This window comes from Lysinibacter cavernae (genome assembly GCF_011758565.1).
GTDB lineage: Bacteria > Actinomycetota > Actinomycetes > Actinomycetales > Microbacteriaceae > Lysinibacter > Lysinibacter cavernae.
This window is the reverse complement of the sequence record NZ_JAAMOX010000001.1, coordinates 434,843-452,957: the sequence shown is the minus strand read 5'-3', so window position 1 is coordinate 452,957 and position 18,115 is coordinate 434,843. Positions and strand designations below refer to the sequence as shown.

At 58.2% G+C, this 18,115-nt stretch carries 24 protein-coding genes; all 24 read right to left on the bottom strand.

All coding sequences use genetic code 11. The annotated features are described in order from the left end of the window. Nucleotides 1-39: 39 nt before the first annotated feature. The 24 genes from FHX76_RS02140 to FHX76_RS02025 all read right to left on the bottom strand — a co-directional run bounded on the left by FHX76_RS02140 (nt 40) and on the right by FHX76_RS02025 (nt 18,114). Nucleotides 40-237 carry a hypothetical protein gene (locus FHX76_RS02140; protein ID WP_167147299.1) on the bottom strand — a complete coding sequence of 66 codons (198 nt, stop codon included), beginning with the start codon at nt 235-237 and terminating at the stop codon, nt 40-42. Nucleotides 238-263: 26 nt separating this feature from the next. Beyond that, a complete protein-coding gene (locus FHX76_RS02135; protein WP_167147295.1) occupies nt 264-1,031 on the bottom strand; it encodes a hypothetical protein in 768 nt (255 codons plus the stop codon). 86 nt (nt 1,032-1,117) lie between these two features. Continuing rightward, the gene (locus FHX76_RS02130; protein ID WP_167147292.1) at nt 1,118-1,432 is read right to left on the bottom strand and encodes a hypothetical protein; all 315 of its coding nucleotides are present in this window, start codon (nt 1,430-1,432) and stop codon (nt 1,118-1,120) included. A 113-nt stretch (nt 1,433-1,545) separates the two neighbouring features. Next, nucleotides 1,546-1,710, bottom strand: coding sequence for a hypothetical protein (locus FHX76_RS02125; protein WP_167147289.1), 165 nt, complete (start codon nt 1,708-1,710; stop codon nt 1,546-1,548). A gap of 355 nt (nt 1,711-2,065) precedes the next feature. Continuing rightward, nucleotides 2,066-2,401 carry a hypothetical protein gene (locus FHX76_RS02120; protein WP_208402411.1) on the bottom strand — a complete coding sequence of 112 codons (336 nt, stop codon included), beginning with the start codon at nt 2,399-2,401 and terminating at the stop codon, nt 2,066-2,068. Beyond that, nucleotides 2,380-2,823, bottom strand: a complete 444-nt coding sequence (locus FHX76_RS02115) for a hypothetical protein (RefSeq protein ID WP_167147281.1) — start codon at nt 2,821-2,823, stop codon at nt 2,380-2,382. Before FHX76_RS02115 ends, FHX76_RS02120 begins: the two co-directional genes overlap by 22 nt. Nucleotides 2,824-2,825: 2 nt before the next feature. After that, nucleotides 2,826-3,608 carry a peptidoglycan recognition protein family protein gene (locus FHX76_RS02110; RefSeq protein WP_167147279.1) on the bottom strand — a complete coding sequence of 261 codons (783 nt, stop codon included), beginning with the start codon at nt 3,606-3,608 and terminating at the stop codon, nt 2,826-2,828. Nucleotides 3,609-3,755: 147 nt separating this feature from the next. Beyond that, the gene (locus FHX76_RS02105; RefSeq protein ID WP_167147276.1) at nt 3,756-4,409 is read right to left on the bottom strand and encodes a hypothetical protein; all 654 of its coding nucleotides are present in this window, start codon (nt 4,407-4,409) and stop codon (nt 3,756-3,758) included. A gap of 9 nt (nt 4,410-4,418) precedes the next feature. Next, the gene (locus tag FHX76_RS02100; RefSeq protein ID WP_167147273.1) at nt 4,419-4,769 is read right to left on the bottom strand and encodes a hypothetical protein; all 351 of its coding nucleotides are present in this window, start codon (nt 4,767-4,769) and stop codon (nt 4,419-4,421) included. A gap of 5 nt (nt 4,770-4,774) precedes the next feature. Further along, entirely contained in the window at nt 4,775-5,353 is a 579-nt protein-coding gene (locus FHX76_RS02095; protein WP_167147270.1) for a hypothetical protein, read from the bottom strand. Further along, nucleotides 5,343-6,446, bottom strand: coding sequence for a hypothetical protein (locus FHX76_RS02090; RefSeq protein ID WP_167147267.1), 1,104 nt, complete (start codon nt 6,444-6,446; stop codon nt 5,343-5,345). The genes FHX76_RS02095 and FHX76_RS02090 overlap by 11 nt, the downstream gene beginning before the upstream one ends. Continuing rightward, on the bottom strand, nt 6,437-7,198 hold the full coding sequence (locus FHX76_RS02085; protein WP_167147265.1) for a hypothetical protein: 762 nt from the start codon (nt 7,196-7,198) through the stop codon (nt 6,437-6,439). Before FHX76_RS02085 ends, FHX76_RS02090 begins: the two co-directional genes overlap by 10 nt. A gap of 1 nt (nt 7,199) precedes the next feature. Beyond that, nucleotides 7,200-10,766, bottom strand: coding sequence for a phage tail protein (locus FHX76_RS02080; protein ID WP_167147262.1), 3,567 nt, complete (start codon nt 10,764-10,766; stop codon nt 7,200-7,202). Between the two features lie 14 nt (nt 10,767-10,780). Next, nucleotides 10,781-11,146, bottom strand: coding sequence for a hypothetical protein (locus FHX76_RS02075; protein WP_167147259.1), 366 nt, complete (start codon nt 11,144-11,146; stop codon nt 10,781-10,783). Further along, the gene (locus FHX76_RS02070) at nt 11,143-11,523 is read right to left on the bottom strand and encodes a hypothetical protein (RefSeq protein ID WP_167147256.1); all 381 of its coding nucleotides are present in this window, start codon (nt 11,521-11,523) and stop codon (nt 11,143-11,145) included. The genes FHX76_RS02075 and FHX76_RS02070 overlap by 4 nt, the downstream gene beginning before the upstream one ends. Before the next feature lie 103 nt (nt 11,524-11,626). Continuing rightward, on the bottom strand, nt 11,627-12,475 hold the full coding sequence (locus FHX76_RS02065; RefSeq protein ID WP_167147253.1) for a hypothetical protein: 849 nt from the start codon (nt 12,473-12,475) through the stop codon (nt 11,627-11,629). Nucleotides 12,476-12,541: 66 nt separating this feature from the next. Next, nucleotides 12,542-12,961, bottom strand: coding sequence for a hypothetical protein (locus tag FHX76_RS02060; RefSeq protein WP_167147250.1), 420 nt, complete (start codon nt 12,959-12,961; stop codon nt 12,542-12,544). Further along, complete coding sequence (locus FHX76_RS02055; protein WP_167147247.1) at nt 12,958-13,248, bottom strand: HK97 gp10 family phage protein; 291 nt, start codon at nt 13,246-13,248, stop codon at nt 12,958-12,960. Before FHX76_RS02055 ends, FHX76_RS02060 begins: the two co-directional genes overlap by 4 nt. Before the next feature lie 18 nt (nt 13,249-13,266). Next, nucleotides 13,267-13,629 (bottom strand): hypothetical protein, encoded by a 363-nt coding sequence (locus FHX76_RS02050; RefSeq protein ID WP_167147245.1) that lies wholly within the window; start codon nt 13,627-13,629, stop codon nt 13,267-13,269. A 381-nt stretch (nt 13,630-14,010) separates the two neighbouring features. Further along, nucleotides 14,011-14,298 (bottom strand): hypothetical protein, encoded by a 288-nt coding sequence (locus tag FHX76_RS02045; protein WP_167146236.1) that lies wholly within the window; start codon nt 14,296-14,298, stop codon nt 14,011-14,013. Continuing rightward, a complete protein-coding gene (locus FHX76_RS02040) occupies nt 14,298-15,221 on the bottom strand; it encodes a phage major capsid protein (protein ID WP_243848572.1) in 924 nt (307 codons plus the stop codon). The genes FHX76_RS02045 and FHX76_RS02040 overlap by 1 nt, the downstream gene beginning before the upstream one ends. 15 nt (nt 15,222-15,236) lie before the next feature. Continuing rightward, nucleotides 15,237-15,593: a capsid cement protein gene (locus tag FHX76_RS02035; RefSeq protein ID WP_167147242.1), complete on the bottom strand. Its 357-nt coding sequence runs from the start codon at nt 15,591-15,593 to the stop codon at nt 15,237-15,239. Between the two features lie 2 nt (nt 15,594-15,595). Then, nucleotides 15,596-16,846, bottom strand: coding sequence for a head maturation protease, ClpP-related (locus FHX76_RS02030; protein WP_167147239.1), 1,251 nt, complete (start codon nt 16,844-16,846; stop codon nt 15,596-15,598). Further along, on the bottom strand, nt 16,843-18,114 hold the full coding sequence (locus FHX76_RS02025; protein WP_167147236.1) for a phage portal protein family protein: 1,272 nt from the start codon (nt 18,112-18,114) through the stop codon (nt 16,843-16,845). The genes FHX76_RS02030 and FHX76_RS02025 overlap by 4 nt, the downstream gene beginning before the upstream one ends. Nucleotide 18,115 lies beyond the last annotated feature (1 nt).

Sequence of the window (18,115 nt, the reverse complement as noted above, 5' to 3'; positions counted from 1 at the left end):
ACCGAAGTAGGACGGGGCGGCAAATCATTGTTGAAACGGTCAAACATGCTTTGTGTGGGTGACTGCCCAAGCCTGGATAAGACGTTCTTGCTGGGTGCTTGATCTTTCCGCTTCCTCAGCTGCCTGACTTAGTTTCTCGTCGGGATGGAGGGTCTGGAGCTCGTCGAAATACCTGCGTCGTGCAGCTGAAATTTCAATTCTCTTGCCATCTTTGTTCTTTGCAATATATTTTGTCATCTTGCCTCCTCCGTCTTGGCCTAATTCTACCTTTTCCCAAGGACATTGGCGATAGTACTTGCCGCTGTAGTACCGAGGGAGACGAGATCGAGATCGTCCAGCCTGCCCGGCTTTTGAGGAAGAACCCCTTGCGGAATGTCGATGGCGAGCACACCGATACACCTCGCATTGGAGCTTTCTTTGATGATGGGGATGGCAAGAATCTCTGCATACTTTGACTCGATGTTCCGATACTCAGGATAGGAAAAACCCTGCAGATCCACGTCAAGCACTTCCGAGGGCTGAGCAAAGTAGGCCTCGTCGGCAACAGGCACGCGACGCCTAACTTCCATCCAGTCGATATGGACGATATTCCCTTCCTTCCAGGCCCGTCCGATTGCCCCCTTAGCTGGAACCCAGCGAACTCGTGATTCTTGCGGGTGGTCCGATAACCTAAATCTTAGAACTCGAGATAGATGCATCTTCCATTTACGAAATCGATTTCGTTTGGTTTCAAAAACGCTCACGCCAATTTGCGTGATCTTGACACCGCTTGTCTCTGCAGCAGCCGTCAGTACTGGAATTATGGCTTTTTGGATTTGCCGCTTGATTTGTAGCGTCTCTACCTCAGTTCTCTCCCATGCCAGGGAGCGAAATCCACTCAGCATCACGGCGACAACGGCCACGATGACTACCGTGACTGCCCACCATGGCTTATCCGTAATTATCCCAAACTCAACGAGTGCCGTAATGACGGTCGCGGCTGCCGTTATCACCAGAACTATCACATGCATCGCGGTAGAGAACTGTCTCATTTTAGAAGGTTATCGCATTTGCGATCTGAGATTTCGTGCGCAAAATGCCCGCCCTGCCGAAGTAGGGCGGGCATTTGTAGAATCAACTAGATTCTGGACGTCAATGCTTCATAGATTTCCCGAAGTGTTTCCAGCTCAGCACGTGCATCACCTTCGTTGTGGATAATACTGGCGAGAGCACGAGCATAATCAGCGGCGGTTGATGCATCGATGATCACGTTTGATGTAGGAACTTGAACTACATCTAGTTCAAAACGCTCTACGATGTTGGGGACCTGGGGGTCTTCGACCTGCTCAACAGGGGCGTTGCGGTCGACCCCAGATGCCCTAGCAATGTCCGCAAAATCGATCAACTGGCCATATGTCATTTCGTATGTTTCAAGAGATAGTTTGAGAGTCATGGCTTCACTGTGCCATAACTGCTACATGCCCGCATCTTTGCCTGTGGATAACTCAATTCGGCTACCAACCTGTCTTCCGGCGAGGTACGTTTATGCCCAGCAGTAAATACGAATCACGCAAGCTCTGCGGGGTCCCCACCGTCCGCAAGGAATTGCTTCTGTAGGTCAGCCACCTGAACAGGAATGGCAGACAATCGTTGCCGGCGTGCCTGTTCCTCGACGATTTTGTTTAGTAATGACGCAAGCACAAAATCGTCGAGCGTTTCGATGTCTGGCATGATGATCAGCCCCTACTTCCCTCACCCCAAGAGGTATCGGCTGCGGCGACAGCCTTCGGGACTGTTCCGAACAGAGTGTGCCGACTCAGCCAGTCGTTTATTGTAGGAAGCGCCATGACTTTCGACAAGATCCCGGCAGTAACTGTTACGAAGGCGGCCGCACCAATGAGCCATCCTCGTGCCGATGGCGGCAAGGTCTCGCCGTAACCGTCAAGAACTATTTGGATGACCTCTGGAACGAGCAAGCCAAACGTGAGCAGAGACGGCAACCCGACCTGAAATAGTGTGCGCCATACGCGCTGGTTGACATACCATGGCGTCGGAATTTGAGCGTGCTTTGCCATGTTTCTCCAATCTAGACCGGCCAAGGTGGCAGATCTGCTTCTGTGAGGCACGGTGCCTCAGCAATGATTCGGCGGTGACGGCTGAGGGACTCCTCGAGGCGTCGCCGTCGAGCAGCTTCTTGGTCTGCGCGCTGCTCTTGCCGGTCAGTTTCGGCGAGCGCTTTGTCTCGTTCCTCGGCGACGCGATCTCGCTCACCCGCCATGCGGTCGAAGTCCGCGCGCAGTTGGGTAGTGGCTCCTCCTCGCATCCCTTTGAGCCATTGGAGTAGCTTGACGAGACCGCCGCCCGTGCAGAACACAAGTACGGCCTGCACTATGGTTTCGATCATTTGGGGATCTGCTGCCATTCGGGTGTACCCCCTCGCGGCTCGAAGCTGTACTTCTTGATAAGAAGCCAGCGGATGTAAAAGACGGAGCCGGAGAGAAAACTCAGCCCTGCCTGTGTGTATCGGGTGACACCACCATCGTGCATGTCTGCCCAGATCACCACCGCGAAGTAGATGCCAATCCCAACCAGAATCATTCCGATTGCGAGTCGCTCCACCCACCACCACCCGGGGAACACTGCGACGATGCCCCCGATGGCCCCGACGATGAACAGTAGTGACCATGCAATCGACGTGAGCTCGCCGATTTCTCCGGTCATGACTGCCGGTGGTGTCACGAGCGAGCCTGCACCGATGCCGAGCACGATGAGGTAGATGGCGGCGTAAGCGGTCTTGAGGTGCCGGGGTTCCGTGATGGATTCCCAAATGTCCCGGACAGACATCGTTACTTCTTAGTGAGGGCTGTGAGCACCTGGTCGAGCTTTTTGCTTACCTCGGCGGTCTGCGTCTTCTGTGCGGCGAGTTGCTTCTGCATGTCGACGAGTTGCTTCTGCAGTGCCTCGTACTTGCTGTACTCGTATCGAAGCACACCACCGATGTTGTCAAACTTGCCGGTACTCTTTCCGTCAGTCGTCATGCGAGGCTGAGGCGCATCCATGATGGCTTTGACGATCTGGTTGATTTCTGCTGGTGTTGCCACGAGAGGTGTCTCCTTTGCTGCGGACGCAGACGCGCCGTTGGTGATTTGGTTTGCTCGATTGACGATCCAATCGATGTTGAGACCGCCAGGGCAGGCGGTCGCGTATGAGGTGCCGAATTTCGCGGTCATTTCGTTGTGGCCATAGATCCGGTCACGGGTAATGGGGATGCCGTAGCGTTTCGCCGCATCCGCGATGATCATTGCGACCTTTTCGTGGCTGGCGGGCGATACGCTCCACCCGGCGGTGTTGTCGTTGGCGATCTCGAAAGTGATTGCCTCGGAGTCCTGGACACCAGTACCGCTGGTCCACGCGCGAAGGTCCTCGTCCACAACACACACGGCGGTGCCGTCGCTATACACGGCGTAGTTTGCACTGACCTCGCGTGCGCCGGAGGTCATCATCCGAACGACGCCGGGGCCGTCTGTTGAGGCCATGTGGTGAAGCTGGAAGTACTTGATTTGGTGACCCCCACGCGAGGACCGTTGGTGCGTTTGGACGATCTGATTGGTGTATTTGCTGTGAGTCATTCGACCCTCCTATTATTTGGCGATGTAAGCCGAGGTGATGTGCTGGCCATATAGCACGGTGGCCCTTGGGACTTGGCGCATGTGACAAGGCCTGGGTTATCGGCGTTCGATGCCCATAGGCCGCGCAGAGCACGACTGCGTTGATTGCTACACAGGGGTGTCCCACGAGACTCCCTGAATAGCAATTTGCGTGTTCGTACTAATGGTGATGCCGCCAGAGAAGAATGTGCGGAGGTTGATTGACCCATCCGGCGCAATCCATGCATCAACGCTCCCGTTGAGGTTGAGCCCGGGGGTGTAACGCTGCAAGGTTTCAGGCTGAAATCCTGTCGGGATCGTTCCGGGGACGACCACTACGCCTGTCAGCGCCAAGGCCGAGGTGCGGCCAATAGTGATATCGGCAAGCACTCGCCTGCCAGTTTTTCGGAGCCTAGAGGTTGAAAATACCCAGCCCGAATTGACCACCACGGTTCCCTCGGTAACCGTTTCAATGGCAGCGAGACGAGCGGCAAGGCCGGTCACCTCAGCAACAGTGTGGGTGTGGGCCGAAGGTGTAAACGTTGTTGGCTTCCCCAGAATGTCCGCCCAGTTCTGACCGGCGCCGGTGGCTCCTGTCGAGCCTCGGGGCAGTGTGAGATTGAGCGTCTGCTCCGGGTAGGTGCCGACGATAGATGCTGCGGCGGCCGCGCCGGTGGCTCCGGTTGTGACGGTGCCAATTTTTAGCTGATTGTCACGCCCTCTATCCCCTTGGCCTCCGGGGATACCAAATTCTACGATGTCGACAACTTGATCTACCATCATTTCCTCTTTCTATTGCGACAGGTACAGATAGCCGGAGGCAACCTGCACTGTTGATGTTGAGTCGCTGATGCGCAGCGACCACGCGCCGGTATATCGGCCGGCCCATTCGGGCGCTACCAAAGAAGCGGCCGTCAGCTTGATGCTCACAAGCGAATCACCGTAGATATTCGCAGGGAATTCTTTCCACAGTTCACCAGTGAGCGATTCAAAGCGGACCGTGGCGGTGCGTCCGCGCACGTCCACCAGGGTCTTATTCGTACCGTCGTGTTTGTACCAGCGGAACCCGAGTTCTTGGTCACGTCCGATACCGATTGCAATATCTTGTCTGAGCAGCGTTGGCCGCCCGAGTACACCATTCATACCGATCACGTCCTTGTAAATGTTGCTTGTGCGGTGAGCTGCGCGACGCTGTCAGACCGCGCCGGGAAATCTCCGTATCCGGCAGACCAACCAATTTGAAACGCGACCGAGATTGACGCGGCAGGATTGCTGACGTCCATACCGAAGGAGCTATCGCAGACAAACATCGTCCGGTCAGAAAACGGCCTCGTCGACGCGCTTGATTCCATCCCCGCTGTTCCGGAGATAATGACCCGCGACACCACAGTCGGGAAGGAGAGCTCCCGCACATTCGTGGCGGAGCCAGTGCCGATAGCCATAATTGACAAGCGGTTCTTCCCCGGAGGTCGCAAAATAGTGACGTTGGCGACCGTGTTCCATCCTTCTCTGAGGGCATAATTATTGCCTTGGCCGAATCCCACTACCGAGTGTGGAATCGACAGAATCACTTCTTCCATCGCCGCCATTTGTGCACTGAGCTTCGCTACCGATTGAAAGGATCTCGTGCCGCCCGCAGACAGCGCCTCACGTGTGGCAATCGACTCCGCTTCACGCTGACGTCGGAGCGATTCAAAAGGGTCTGTCGTGGCTGCGCTATAGCCCATTTCGCACCCTCGCATTCACAGTCAGCCAGTCACTCGTGTCTCCGCTTACCTCAAGAATCTTGAGCGGCAGCACGGTATGGCCCAGATAGAAATCTTCCACAGTGAGGTCAGCCCAGTCCCCCGGCTTCACATTCTGCTCAGCGCCCACCTGAAGCGAAAAGACCTCTTGTGTTTGTGAACCGCGCAGGAGACTTTCTTGGACGTAGCCACGTAGCGTCGGCAGCTCGCTCACCGATGAGTGAGACGTATCAGCGGACTGCATCACCGGCCACCCCACCCTTGTCAGTGCATCGGACGATGCCCTCGTCATCAGCACCATGTCGTCGCTACCGCCGCCAAGACCCCAGTGATCTGTCGTCATCGCGCTGCCGTCCTCGTGCATGCTTGCCAACGACACCCGCTGTCCCGGCGCAATCTCATTCCACTGATGCACTGTGTCGATCAGTTCCGCAGAGCCTTGCATCGCAAAGCTGAGCCTGCCGTCGACCCCGATTCGTGGCTCAAAGCGCAGCTCCGGCCCGCCAATAACCTCGGTGAGTTGCGACAAGCGCGTGTCAACGCTCGCCAGGTCAAAGCCGTAATACACGCGCACGTTTGGACCACCAGTTAACGGTGGCAGCGTGATTGGCAAGGCACCCCATTTGAGCGACTCAGCTACGAGTTTCACAGCAATATCCACCAGCGACCCGGTTAGTTCAAGCTTCCACTCCGGCGCTGGATTGTCTTCATCTATCATGACCTGACCGTCAACCTTTTTGGATGACAGCGCATAATTCAGCACTAGGCGATGCTTGAAGATTTCCCACATGCCCGATGCCGGGATGGTCAGCGACCCGCGGGGCCTCGATCGGTTGACGACTGGGCCAGCGTGAAGGATGGTGTCACCACGTATAACCGCGATGAGTGTGCGCCATGGCCACGTCTTTCCGCGGATATCCCAGGTAGCTGCCTCCCGGCTCCAATCCACAGTTATATCAATCGTGCCGGCCTCGTTGAGAGACTTTTTCCAGACCACGTTGGTGTACGGAATATTCCCGATAAACTGGCCCGTCATCGTCTCGAAGGCGAGCACCTTGAGCGGTTCTAGTACCAAGCCGGCCTCACTTTCATGCTGACCTGCGCGCCAGCCGTGGCAGACACCGTCAGGGCGTGACGGCCAGGCGGGAGCGCGGTGACAACGTCATCAATCAGCCCACCGACCTCGACTCCGTTGCTCGTGGCGGTGCCACTGCGAGTGTCAATTCGAAGCCCGACCGCGTCCCCGGCCCACCGAATGGTTCGGAAACCCTGAGTAATCGTCAGAGAGGTCACTCTGCCGGACACTTCGAACACGGGATAGCTAGGCGCGGTACCCGCGTTCTCTGCGGTGATAACGCCGCCGACTGCTGAAAAGGTGGCCTCGCGGCCGTACTTCATGGGATCAGGGCATGTCAGGATCAATGAGAACCCGCTTTTGTGATTGTTGAGGTGCCGAAAGACGGGCACACTCCCCTGATACCCGGTCACAGTGCGAATCCCCGCCGCATCCTGCACATGGACCGTCAGGTCGTGCACAATCAGCGCGGCCAGGTAATCGCGTGCAATTGACTCGGCGACGGCAGATGATTTGTCTTGCCGGAACCCTCTGATCGTAAGTATCCGAGGGCTGAGCAAGAGTTGCGCTGGCCAGTAGCTACCGTGCTGCTGCGGGATCAGCTCAGACGATGCGCGCGGCGCGGCAGGTTCGTACCACCCCGAGAGCCCGTCTTTTTCGAGTCCCCAGAGGCCAGGGCCGGGTGCTCGATTCTCGTGAGGCCCGTCCACCAAATCGAGCACCCCCCTGGCTGAGGCGAGTGTTACACGCATGTCATCTCCTTAGGTTCTCTGCGACGACGGCCGCCACGAGATTAGGATCGTTTGCAAACACCTGAATTGGTGGCACGGGCGACTGAGTCGCGCCGTGCTGCCCGACTACGCTTCCCAACGTGCTGCCGGGGCTACTTGCTGTCACCGTCGAATTTGCATTCACGGTTGCTGTCACGCTCGTCATTGCCTCTTGTGCCCGGTCTGCTGCATCCTTGGCCATGCTCACGAGAGAGTCCCCCAGATCTGCCGACTGAGCGTCCACACCCACCACCGCGCCGCGAACAATGTCGCGACCTGGTTGAATCAAGCGCCGAGCGGGCGATTTGATTCCAAAGAAATCCTTGAAACCATCAAACGCTGCACCGGCAAGGTCAACTACCGCATCCACGATGGAACCCACCATTGAGCCAAGCCCGTTGATGATGCCCAGAACGATGTCGATACCCAGGCCAAGCCAATCCACCCCCATCAGACCGTCCCAGATTGCCGAGATAATCTGCGGAATCATTGCGATGATCTGAGGTATGGCCTTCACCAAACCAACAATGAGTGAAACGACCAGTGAGATGCCGGCAGTAATCAGCTCGGGGAGCATCTTGAGTAGTCCTGCCACGAGCTGCAAAATCAACGTGATTGCTGCTGTGATCAGCTGCGGCAGCGCCGCAATGAGGCCATCGATGAGGGCCAGAAGCATATCGATTCCGGCCTCAATGATGAGAGGTAGGTTCTCAATAATCGCGCCAAGCAATTGCATGATCAGGTCGATGACTGCCGTAATTAGCGTAGGTAGCGCCTCGACGATGCCCGTGATCAACGCCAGCAGGAGCTGGATGCCTGCCTCAATGATCAATGGCAAATTCTCGATGATGGCACCAAGGAGCTGCATCACAAGGTCAATGACTGCCGTAATCAAGGTTGGAAGCGCAGTAACGATTCCGTTGACCAAAGCCATGAGCAGTTGAATGCCGCCCTCGATGATCATTGGCAAGCTCTCGACTATGGCTGTCAGTAGCGCTGTGATCAGCTGGACGACACCTTCAAGAAGCAGCGGCAGCGCAATGACGATCCCCTCGATGAGGGATGTGACAAGCAGGGTCGCCCCCGTGATGATCAGCGGGAGGTTGTCGACGATCCCCGTCACAAGACCACTGACGAGCTGAATAGCGCCGTTAACCAGCAACGGAAGCGCGGCTACGATTCCTGAGACAAGTGCGTTGACAAGCTGAATGGCCCCGTCAATAATCATCGGCAGGTTCGCCACGATCGCTGTGATGAGTCCGTTCAGCAGCGTCACGGCACCGGCTACCAGTATCGGAATTGCAGCGACGATGCCGTCAATGAGGGCTGTCACGATCCCCGCGGCCGCTTCGAGCAGTGCTGGGAGCTGCGCAAGGATTGAAGAGACGAGCTGAGGAATGACCTCGGCAATCTTCTGGACAATTCCAGGAAGCGCTGCGACGACCTTTTCGATGACACCAGTGAGGCCTGTGACAATGCCGCTGGCGTCTCCGCCCGATGAAGCAAGAACCGCAAGTAATACTCCGACGATTCCGAGCGGCCCGGCGAGGAGCTTCAGTGGACCAAGCAGTCCGGCAAGAGCGCCCCCAAACAGCGGCAGCTTTGCGACGAGGCCCACGATGCCACCGCCGGCGAATATCGCAAACGCACCGCCGACGGCTACAACAGCTGGGTTGAGTCCGGTCAGGACATCTTTGATGCCACCGAATCCAGAGCCCGCTTTGCCGAGGGTTTCGCCGATTTTCTCAAAGGACGGCGCGAGCGCGTCGACGCCGTTCCTCAGCCACGTCACGGCAGGAGTAACGATGTTTGTGATTGCGGTCGCGAGCCCGGTGAGGATCGGAAGCACAGCCGACCCGATGCGCACAGCCAGACCTTGAAAGGTGACGCCGAGGGTTCGAACAGCACCGCGAAACGCGCCGAACTTTTTCTTGTCGGTATCGTCAAGCACGATGCCGAGCTCGGCGGCCTTACCCGTGAGCTCAGCAATGCCTGCCGCACCCTTGTTAAGAAAGGGCAGCATCGCTGTACCCGAGCGACCGAACATCTGCACAGCCAAAGCCGTTTTTTCAGGCCCGTCAGGCATCGACTTGAACTTGTCCGCAACCTCGGGGAGGATGTCCACCATCTCGCGGATGTTTCCATTTGCATCAGTGATGGAAGTACCAAGCTTTGCTGACATCTCTGCCGCAGCCTCACCAGAGGTGGAGGCTTCTTCGAGCTTCCGAGAGAAGATCGTCATCGACGTATTGGCTGCTTCGGTATCCATACCGGATAGCTGCATTGCGCCGCGAAGACCTGAAACTTGCTCCGTCGTGCCACCGATGATGCGCTGAAGGGAATTCACCGACCCCATAAGGCCGGTGAAAGCCTTCACCCCAACCGCCGCTGCAGCAGCGAGGCCGGTAGCCATTGCTGTCGCACCCGAGCTGATGCCAGAGGCGATTGACTGGCCGATCTTGACCGCAAGTCCCCCGACGGTCGAACCGATGCTTTGCAACCCGGACAGCATTGACTTGCCAAGGACACCGAGGCCTTTGAGCGCGGCACTGCCAAGCCCCGACAGCCCAGCACCCAGCGAAGAAACAATGCTCCGGCCGGCGGGTCCAGCCGAACCTGCGACCTTCGCAAACATGCCCGAAACTTGCGAGGTAACGGGTGACATCCACGTCGCAACTTTTGACCCGAGCTGCACAAATGGCGTACCAATTTTGGCGACCGCAGAAGCCGCAGTTGCACCAATCGGTGCCAGCGCCGTGCGCACCGACGACCCGACGCCAGACATCCAACCCGCAGAAGCAGACCAGGCAGAGGCAAGTTTCCCGCCAACCGATGTCGCCATCGAAGTAAATGCGGTACTGACGCTTGCAGCGATTGTGCGGGCAAGCCCGCCAAGTTTCGAAAGGCCAGTGACGTAGGACAACGCCCGAATGATGCCGCCGATTGAACCAGCGAGCCCCGTGAATGCAGACTGCGCCGCGTTCGCATCGGTCCAGCCTGCGCGGAGGTTCCGCGTCATCTGAAGAAACCCACCGCCGGCTACCTTCGCTGAGGTTGCCGTCGCAGTTGTCGCGGCGGCGAGGGCGGTCTGAGCGGTTTGTAGCCGCTGCGACGCGGCAGCAACGGCATCAGTCGCCGCCTGTTGATTGCGACGAGCGGAAGCCAGCTTTTCCTCAGCGGCTACAGCCTTCGCAGAGCCCTCGCCAGACTTGGCTACCGTCTCTTGAAGCTGAGCCTCAGCCACACGGACCTTGCCAGCCTCATCTTGCTGCTTCAGGCGAGCCTTCGACAGGACTGAGCTTGCCGAAGCGATCTCCCGCTCCATGCTTCGCAGCTCGGCTGCACCAAGATTGCCAGCACTTGCCGACAATGACGACTTGAGATCTTTGCCGAGCCCACGCCCCATGCGCGCACCAACGCCATTGAAACCGCCCTCAACCGATTTTGCGCCAGCAGCACCAGCATCCCTTGACTCTTTCGAAACAGAAGACTTGAAGCCCTTCATCTCGGGAAAAATCGCGATGTGTGCGGAGCCTACTTCTGCAGACATGGCACCTCCTCGTGTTAGCTTCCGAAGACAATCCCGGCGTCAAGTTCGGCGACTGCCGCCACCACTTCATCCGGAGTCGCATTCGGCTCTTTGGCGCCGGGACGTTCCATCGCCCACGGCATGAGCTTGCTTGCGACCTTCGGATTGGCGATTTGCGCGCTCAATGCGATCAGGTCGCGAATCGATGCGGGATACGCCCAGTCGGCAAGGTCAGCGCCAAGCGCTGTTGATTGATCGGCGGCAGCTTCCCTCAGCAGCAGAAGCGCTTCTCCCCAGGAGAGGCGGTCGCCCAGATCGGACAGGCCAACACCGAACGTCTCACGCAGGGTGCGCGCGACGGTTCCTGGCCGGTCTCGGATGAGCTGGGCGACCGCGATCATTCCGGGAGCGACGCCTGAGTGACTCGCTGCAGAATGGTGAAGAATTTCGAGGCCAGTACGGCAGTCTCGGCCACATCGTGCTTCGTGAACTCGGCGGCCGCTTCCGCGCCGCCCAGTTTGGTCAGTAGAAAGACAAGCTGCTCGAGGGGATCGTCTGACAGAGCCGCCAGCTCGTTGATGATGTCGAGCGAAAGCTTGAGTGGTAGCTCAACCGTCACTTTGTCGGCGAACCTGCCGACAAAGGTGTCACCGACGATGATGTATCGCACGTCCGGGACGATTGCGGCGATCGCCTTTTCCTCTGCGTCATCAGTCCAGCTGTCAAAGTCGTACTCGGCTTTAGTAGGTGTGGTGGTCTTGGTGGTTTTGGTAGCCACGGTGGTGTCTCCTTGTCGGGTGATGAATATTTGATGTCGGGTTTGGGTGGTGTGGTGCTGGCCGGAGCGACCCGACGCACTCCGGCCAGCAGTCAGAGTGGTGCTATGCGACAGTCACAGACGGACTCGTGCCGCCCGTCAGGTCGATAACACCGGTAGCCAGCACTGCCGCCGAGGGCAGCGTGACTGCGTATGGGCCGCTGCCCGAGGAAGTAATTCCAGAAAGTCCGGTGACGCCTGACAAACCGTTCAGCGCTGCCGTGATTGCTGCCGCAGCAGCGTTATACGCAATCGGCGGTGTCGATGCGCCAGCGAGGACAAGCGTGTAGGTGCCACCAGTAGGTGCGCCGTCGACGGTGACCGTCCAGAAAGCTTTCGCTTCCGCGCCGGTACCGGGAGTGCCGAGCCACCGCCAGAACGGCGAGCCGTTGAAAAGCTCGTGCTCCTGCCAGGTGAAGGTGACGGAAGCGCCTTCGACAGATCCGCGCTCCTGCTTATCTGGCTCAACGGCTGTGACTGAGGCCACACCGATCTCGCGCTTCTCCACGCCGTTCCGGTATCGAGTGGATACGAAAAGGATGAATTGGTTGTCTGGGAGCGACGACGAGACTTCGATGACACCGTTCTCGTCAGGCTCCACGCCTTCAATCAGCTCTGTTACCGCCGCGTTCTGCTCGGCAAGCACGATTTGAACCGTTCGTGTTCCGTCGCCAGCGAGGCTGTATCCCTTCTGGAAGAAGTCGATAGCGTCTCCACTTTCCCGAGCCGGCGCTGGTCCCCCGTCAACCTTGATCAGACCGAGTTTCTTGAAGCCTGCTGGCATGTTCAGTGGGCTCGCCGCAAGCTGCACCTTCGACAGTGCGTTGATGGCGATCACGGGAGCGAATGCTGCCAAGCCCGTGATTGGTACGCCGACGTTCTCGACGCTATTTCCTTGTGCATCAGCACTCATGATTACTCCTTAAAAAGTGAAGGGCCCCGCATTTGCGAGACCCTGAATTGGCTGTTACTGGTTGGCTCACCAGGAGCCGCTCACAACGTATTTTGCGGTGAGGTATCTGCGTGCCACGTCGAGCGTTTCCGCTGCATCGAATGGCCCGTTGCAACCGTCCCAATCGACTGAAGCAATGGGGCAGTCTTGGACAAGAGGGAGGGCATCGTCAAATAGCACCGAAGCGAGCCACCGGGCTAGATCGTTTGCAGGACGCTCATTGGCTCGTGTTCCAGCGAGCACTGATGCGCCGATCGTGCGGTCAAACGTTATCCAGTCCTTTCGGCTCCCGCCATCGTCTCGAATGACAATCAGCGGGCGTGGGAGAGGTAGCTGCAATTCCGCAGGTTCACGCGTGCCAACTTCAAAGTCAAGGCCTGCCACTACACCTTCCGCGCGAATGTAGGCGGTCAGCCACAGCATAAGATCGGGAGGTTCAATCCTCATTTCTTCGCCGCTTTCAGTGCGCGGGCGAGGTTGCCCGTCTTGGACTCGATAAGCAGGGTCTTCGCGTCATCACCAACGACGCGTGTGACGCGACGGTATTTCGCTTCGCGGTGCTCTAGGTGAAGCCCTTTCTTGTAATCTTCGGTGTCGACGGGGGCTGTATTCTGTGCCTCTGTCAGGACACGCGCGGCAGTCTCGTCGGTGAGCTTTTGTACATTTGCGGACCTCAGAATCGAGTCAAAATACGCACGGTTGAATTGAACAGTAGTTTGTCCTTTCGCTGCCACAATTCGCACCCTCTCTGATTAGCCGACTGAGCGGGTAAGTGGAATCTCACGAGGAGGAGTCCAGCCAGTCCACGGATTGGAATCAGCAGCTGGTGGAATCCCATCGATGGTGTAGACCGGTGCGCCGACGTCACCATCCCGGATACGATCACCCTTTTTGATATCGATGTCGCCCTCGCAAAACAGGCTCTTCGCTTCGAGCGCTTGCTCTCTGCTTGCGTTCCCCAGCGCCGAGGTCGATGAATGAGCAACAAACGCGCCCTGAATAGGCAGCACATCTGGGTTCTCCCAGTCGCTGGCCACAGTGCGCGCAGGGTTGTAGGGGTCGGGTATCGGTTTGGCACGAAGTCGGAATACGGTTTTCCCGTATGGGAAGTCCATTACGTGTACCGGCCTTCGGGCCAAATCTTCGAAACCGTCGCCTCGGCAGGAAATCGACCAGCCGGCGCACCGGCACGCCCGGCACTCGCGCAGAGAGCTTCGAGCGCCCTACGAGGGTCCCCGTCAAACGCAGAGCTGACAGAGCCGTAATCAACCGAGGCAGACCCAATACGCTGAGCCTTCACAAACCGAGACCCCCGACCGGCAACCTCCTTGTAAACGCGCCGGAGAATCGCCAGAGCGTTTTTCTGCTCCTCGGACTCGTCCGTGAACGATGTGAGACAAGGGGCAATGGATCGACCGATCACGAGGACCTCGCGAGCAAGATCCTCATCATTCCCAATACTGTTATGGTCTATCACTCCATCACCCCTTGTCTATCTACTTCGCTGCCTTGGCGGCCGCTGCTGCCTTGGCCGCTGCGTCTGCTTCGGCCTTCGCTTTTTCTTCCGCTGCTGCCTTGGCCGCTGCGTCGATGGCCGCCTGATCAGATACAGGAGCATCCTTGACAGCCTCGATCAACCCGAGTGCAAGGAGTCGCTTCACCTCGTCAGACTCCACGGAGCCAGGCAGCTTCCGACCGCGGCGAAAATACGTTTCGCCGCCCTGCGCGCCAGGGACTTTTACAACGGCCATCGTCGCTGTCACCCGATACTGTTTCACAGCCATTAGAGCCCCGTTCCAGTAATGGTGAGGCCGGCCGTAGCATCCGTCACGACAGGCACAGTTACACGACGTGAGCGCAGGAGGTACCCGTCTGTGAGGTCTTCTCGGATCGACTTGACCTCAACGCCGGGCAGTGACTTTGTGTAGCCGGGGCCACCCAAGTCTTCGTCTGCCATGCCGCCAAGCTCGTCAGTATCGACCAACATTGGCGCAGACGTTGGCGTGTGCGGTGAGCGCAACCACGTCAGGTCAAGGACCTGTGGCCAAGCTCCGGTGATCAGCGGGTTTGAGGCCTCACGAGGCAGCAAACCGGCATCCAAAAAGATCGACATGACCGTCGCGTAGGCAGTGGGCTTGAGCACGATCGTATCGATCGTGTGGCCTTCGCCTGATTCTTCAGCACCAGCTTTCGCCAGCTCGACAGACTTCACGATTGCCGCCGCGGTCGTCCAAGCGCCAGAGGCAGCACTGGTAGTGGTGACCTTTGACGCGATCACGCCGAGCGCAGCCGAATCGACAAACTTAACCATGCGGTTAACCAGCTGGTTCAGTGAGCGGTTCACAACGTCAATACCGCGACGACCGATCGATTCGTCTGTGACCGGAACATCTCGACCCCACTTTTCAACCCGCGCAGCAGCAAGGTCGCCGGCCGTTACCTGCGACCTGGGGTACTCACCGCCAGGCATGATCGATTCTGGATCGTCCGGAGCAAACAACGGCTCGCCGTTCTCATAAAGAACGACACCGCCTACTGATTTGAAGCGCCCCTTGAGAAGCGCATCAGAGATGAAGCGCTGCTCAGCAAGGGTTCGGATTCGCTTGGCGATCAGCGGCTGTGTGCGAAGGAGCTGATGGATCTGCTCAGTCGTCATGCTTTCAGTGCCGCGAATCTGCGGCACTGGATAGGTCAGGGAACTTCCCATTGTTCTGCTCTCCTTCTAGTCCAGTGCAATCTGGATCAGCTGATCGGCAGCTGTGACCGTGGTAAGCGCAAGCCCAATGCCGCGCTCGTCAGTAACCGCAGCAACCTGTCCGTCTGCGGCCGGGTTGACGCGCTGGCCCGCTGTGATCGAGGCAGAGGCCACCAGGGCCTGTACGCCACCGCGCAGCACCAGTACGTCGTCCCCCTCAGTCGCGTCTTGTGCGGCAGCACCGAAAACGCCGGCGCTTGACTCGGTTGCCGTGGTCACCGCGCGAGGGCCGGTGATCGCCACAAGACGACCGCCAATGATGTCAGCGTCAGCGACGCAGGTGACCGAGGCTCCCGGCGCGAATGTGTGAATGTGATCAGCCATGATTACGCCTCCTGCTTCTGATCGGTCCAGCCTGCAGCGGCAGCCAGCCGGGTGTGTTCATCAGTTACGGCATCGACACCGATACCGAGCTCGACAACTGGCAGTGCCGCATTCGCGGCAAGCGAGCTGATGAGTGACGTAGTGCCGGCCTCGTTGGCATCGAGCTGCGCGCGCCAAGTGTCACGCGATGCAGGCGCGATACGTCCCTCGTCCACTGCCGAGTTCACGATCGCGTCACGTCGCGCGGCATCCTGAGCAGCCAGAGCTTTGACTCCAGCCTGTGCGTTGCCCTGGAGCTGTGCGAGAACCCCAGCATCAATGAGCACGGTACCCTCGGGCACTGTGCTCGTATCTGTTACCTGCTCCGCGAGGGACTCGTCGACAGCAGCGAGAAGCTGCTCCTCAGAGATGGCGGCATCGGTCACACCGAGCCGCTCGCGAAGTCCAGCCTTGAAAGCGTCGTAATCCACGACGTTCTCCTTTCGGTTGGTGTCACCCGGCCCGGTTGAGCTCGGGAGTGAAGTTGCCAGAACAGACGCCCTGGCAAGTCTTTGATTGGCACGATCGTTGAACTCATGCTCCGTATCGGCCTCGTCTGCTGGTTCTTCCTCACCAACGGTTGCTGCCTCGCCAGCATCCGGGATCACCGCGACGCGATCAGCCAGGCCCATACTTACGGCCTCGGCTGCGTTCATCCACGTCTCATCAGCAAGCAGAGCGACCCAGTCCTTCTCGCCGCCCTTCGCTGTGTAAATTTCGATCAGAGAAGATTCGATAGTGTCCAAAACTTCCGCGGTTTTCCGCAGCTCACCCGCATTGCCATAGGCAAACGACATAGGCGAGTGAATCATCATCTGCGTTCCTGGAGACATGACGGTGTCCGAGCATCCTGCGGCAATTACGGATGCAGCTGATGCCGCCAAGCCGTCGACTACGGCCGTCACCTCGGCCTTATGTGAGCGGAGCATGTTCAGGATTGATACGCCTTCGAAGACCTCTCCGCCAGGTGAGTTGATTCGAAGGATGATCTGCGTCACGGAATCTGGAAGGGCGTCGAGTACCGCGCCGACATCCTTCGTGGAGATGCCCCAATACCCTCCCCAGGAGTCGATCGGGCCATACATTCGGATCGTTGCCACAGTGCCGGTTCCTGATGGCGCCGGAGACGTCACCGCGTTGAAAAACTCAGCCTTCGCCTTGGGCGGTGATTGATCACCCCAGTAGCGGTTCTTCCACCTGTTATTGGTTGTCATGCTGCCTCCTCAGGCTCAGTAATGCCGGTATGCCGTGCGGTCTCTGGATCGCGCACAGGAAGACCCCACGAAGTACGCACAAACGCTTCCAACGGTTCGTCGGATGTGAGCGCGCCGCATGCGATGAGTGCGCTGATAGCCTCCGCAGTGACAGGGTGTTCAGATCCAATCGGCTCGAAGACAAGTCGAGGTGCGGGCTCAGTTGAGCCCCAGTTGGCGTCGACGAGATCCTCAACCACATGCTGCTGCGTAATGTCGGCGATGTGCTGGGCAACCGCATTCAGCGAGTCGGTGAAAAAGTTCGCGAAAGTCGATCCGAGCGCCCACGATCCTGTCTCGGTGCCAAGGTTTAGAAAGTGCGCGAGTACCGCACGCGCGATTTGCTCATCGTGATACCGAATGGGCTCATCGGTCTCCGGAAGCTTGCCAGTCACTCCCATCAGCTCAAGTTTTGACCCGTTCGGTATGGAAGCACCCGCCGCATCACCAGCACGAAAACCCGTCGCAAGGGTGAGGCCCGCAGACTTCTCGGATTCTTGCCAGTCCTTGCGTTCAGCCAAATTCGTACCGTCGGGCACGGGAGCACCCGTGTAGACAGGCACACCTAGTCCGTTGCGTTCTACGGTCAGTGCTTGCGCGCGCAGCATCCTGTCTTTCAACAGCCAGTTCTTGTACGCGGTTCTCAGGAGAGATTGACCACGCCAATTGGCACCTTCGCGGTCATTGACGTAAGCCACTACACGGTCTGCGGGAATGCGGATCTCGCCGCCCGTAGTTCCGTACTGGTAGATGGCGATCAGACCGCCGTCCTCGGCGACCTCCACCTTGGAAATGGTGCGGGGTGGCCGCCACGCGAGCTTACGAAGCCTCGCCCGACCTTCCTCCATGCGGTAAACCTGCTCGAAATACGAATGACCAAAAGGCAGCTCGAGCAACGCCATGCGCAGGTGCTCGCCCCAAGAAAACCGACCGCGAGTGCGCAGCGGTGCTACACGCGGTTGCCCCTTGATCTGGAGGCCCAGATCTGTCGCAACGAGCTCGACAACCTCATCGCTCGCGCCAGCAGGGTCGATCGACCACCGTGCGCTGCGAATCGGGAGCGTCACCGCGCGCAAAACCGAGCCGATCTGCGAATCCTCTCGGCGCATCTTGTCGTAGACTTCGATGCTTTGCGGCCATTCCAGCGCCGGATTAGTCTCGTGAGACTCGGCTCCAAGCACCTCCCACGAGGCCAATTTGATCGCCTGATATCCAAGCTCGTCAGCCACT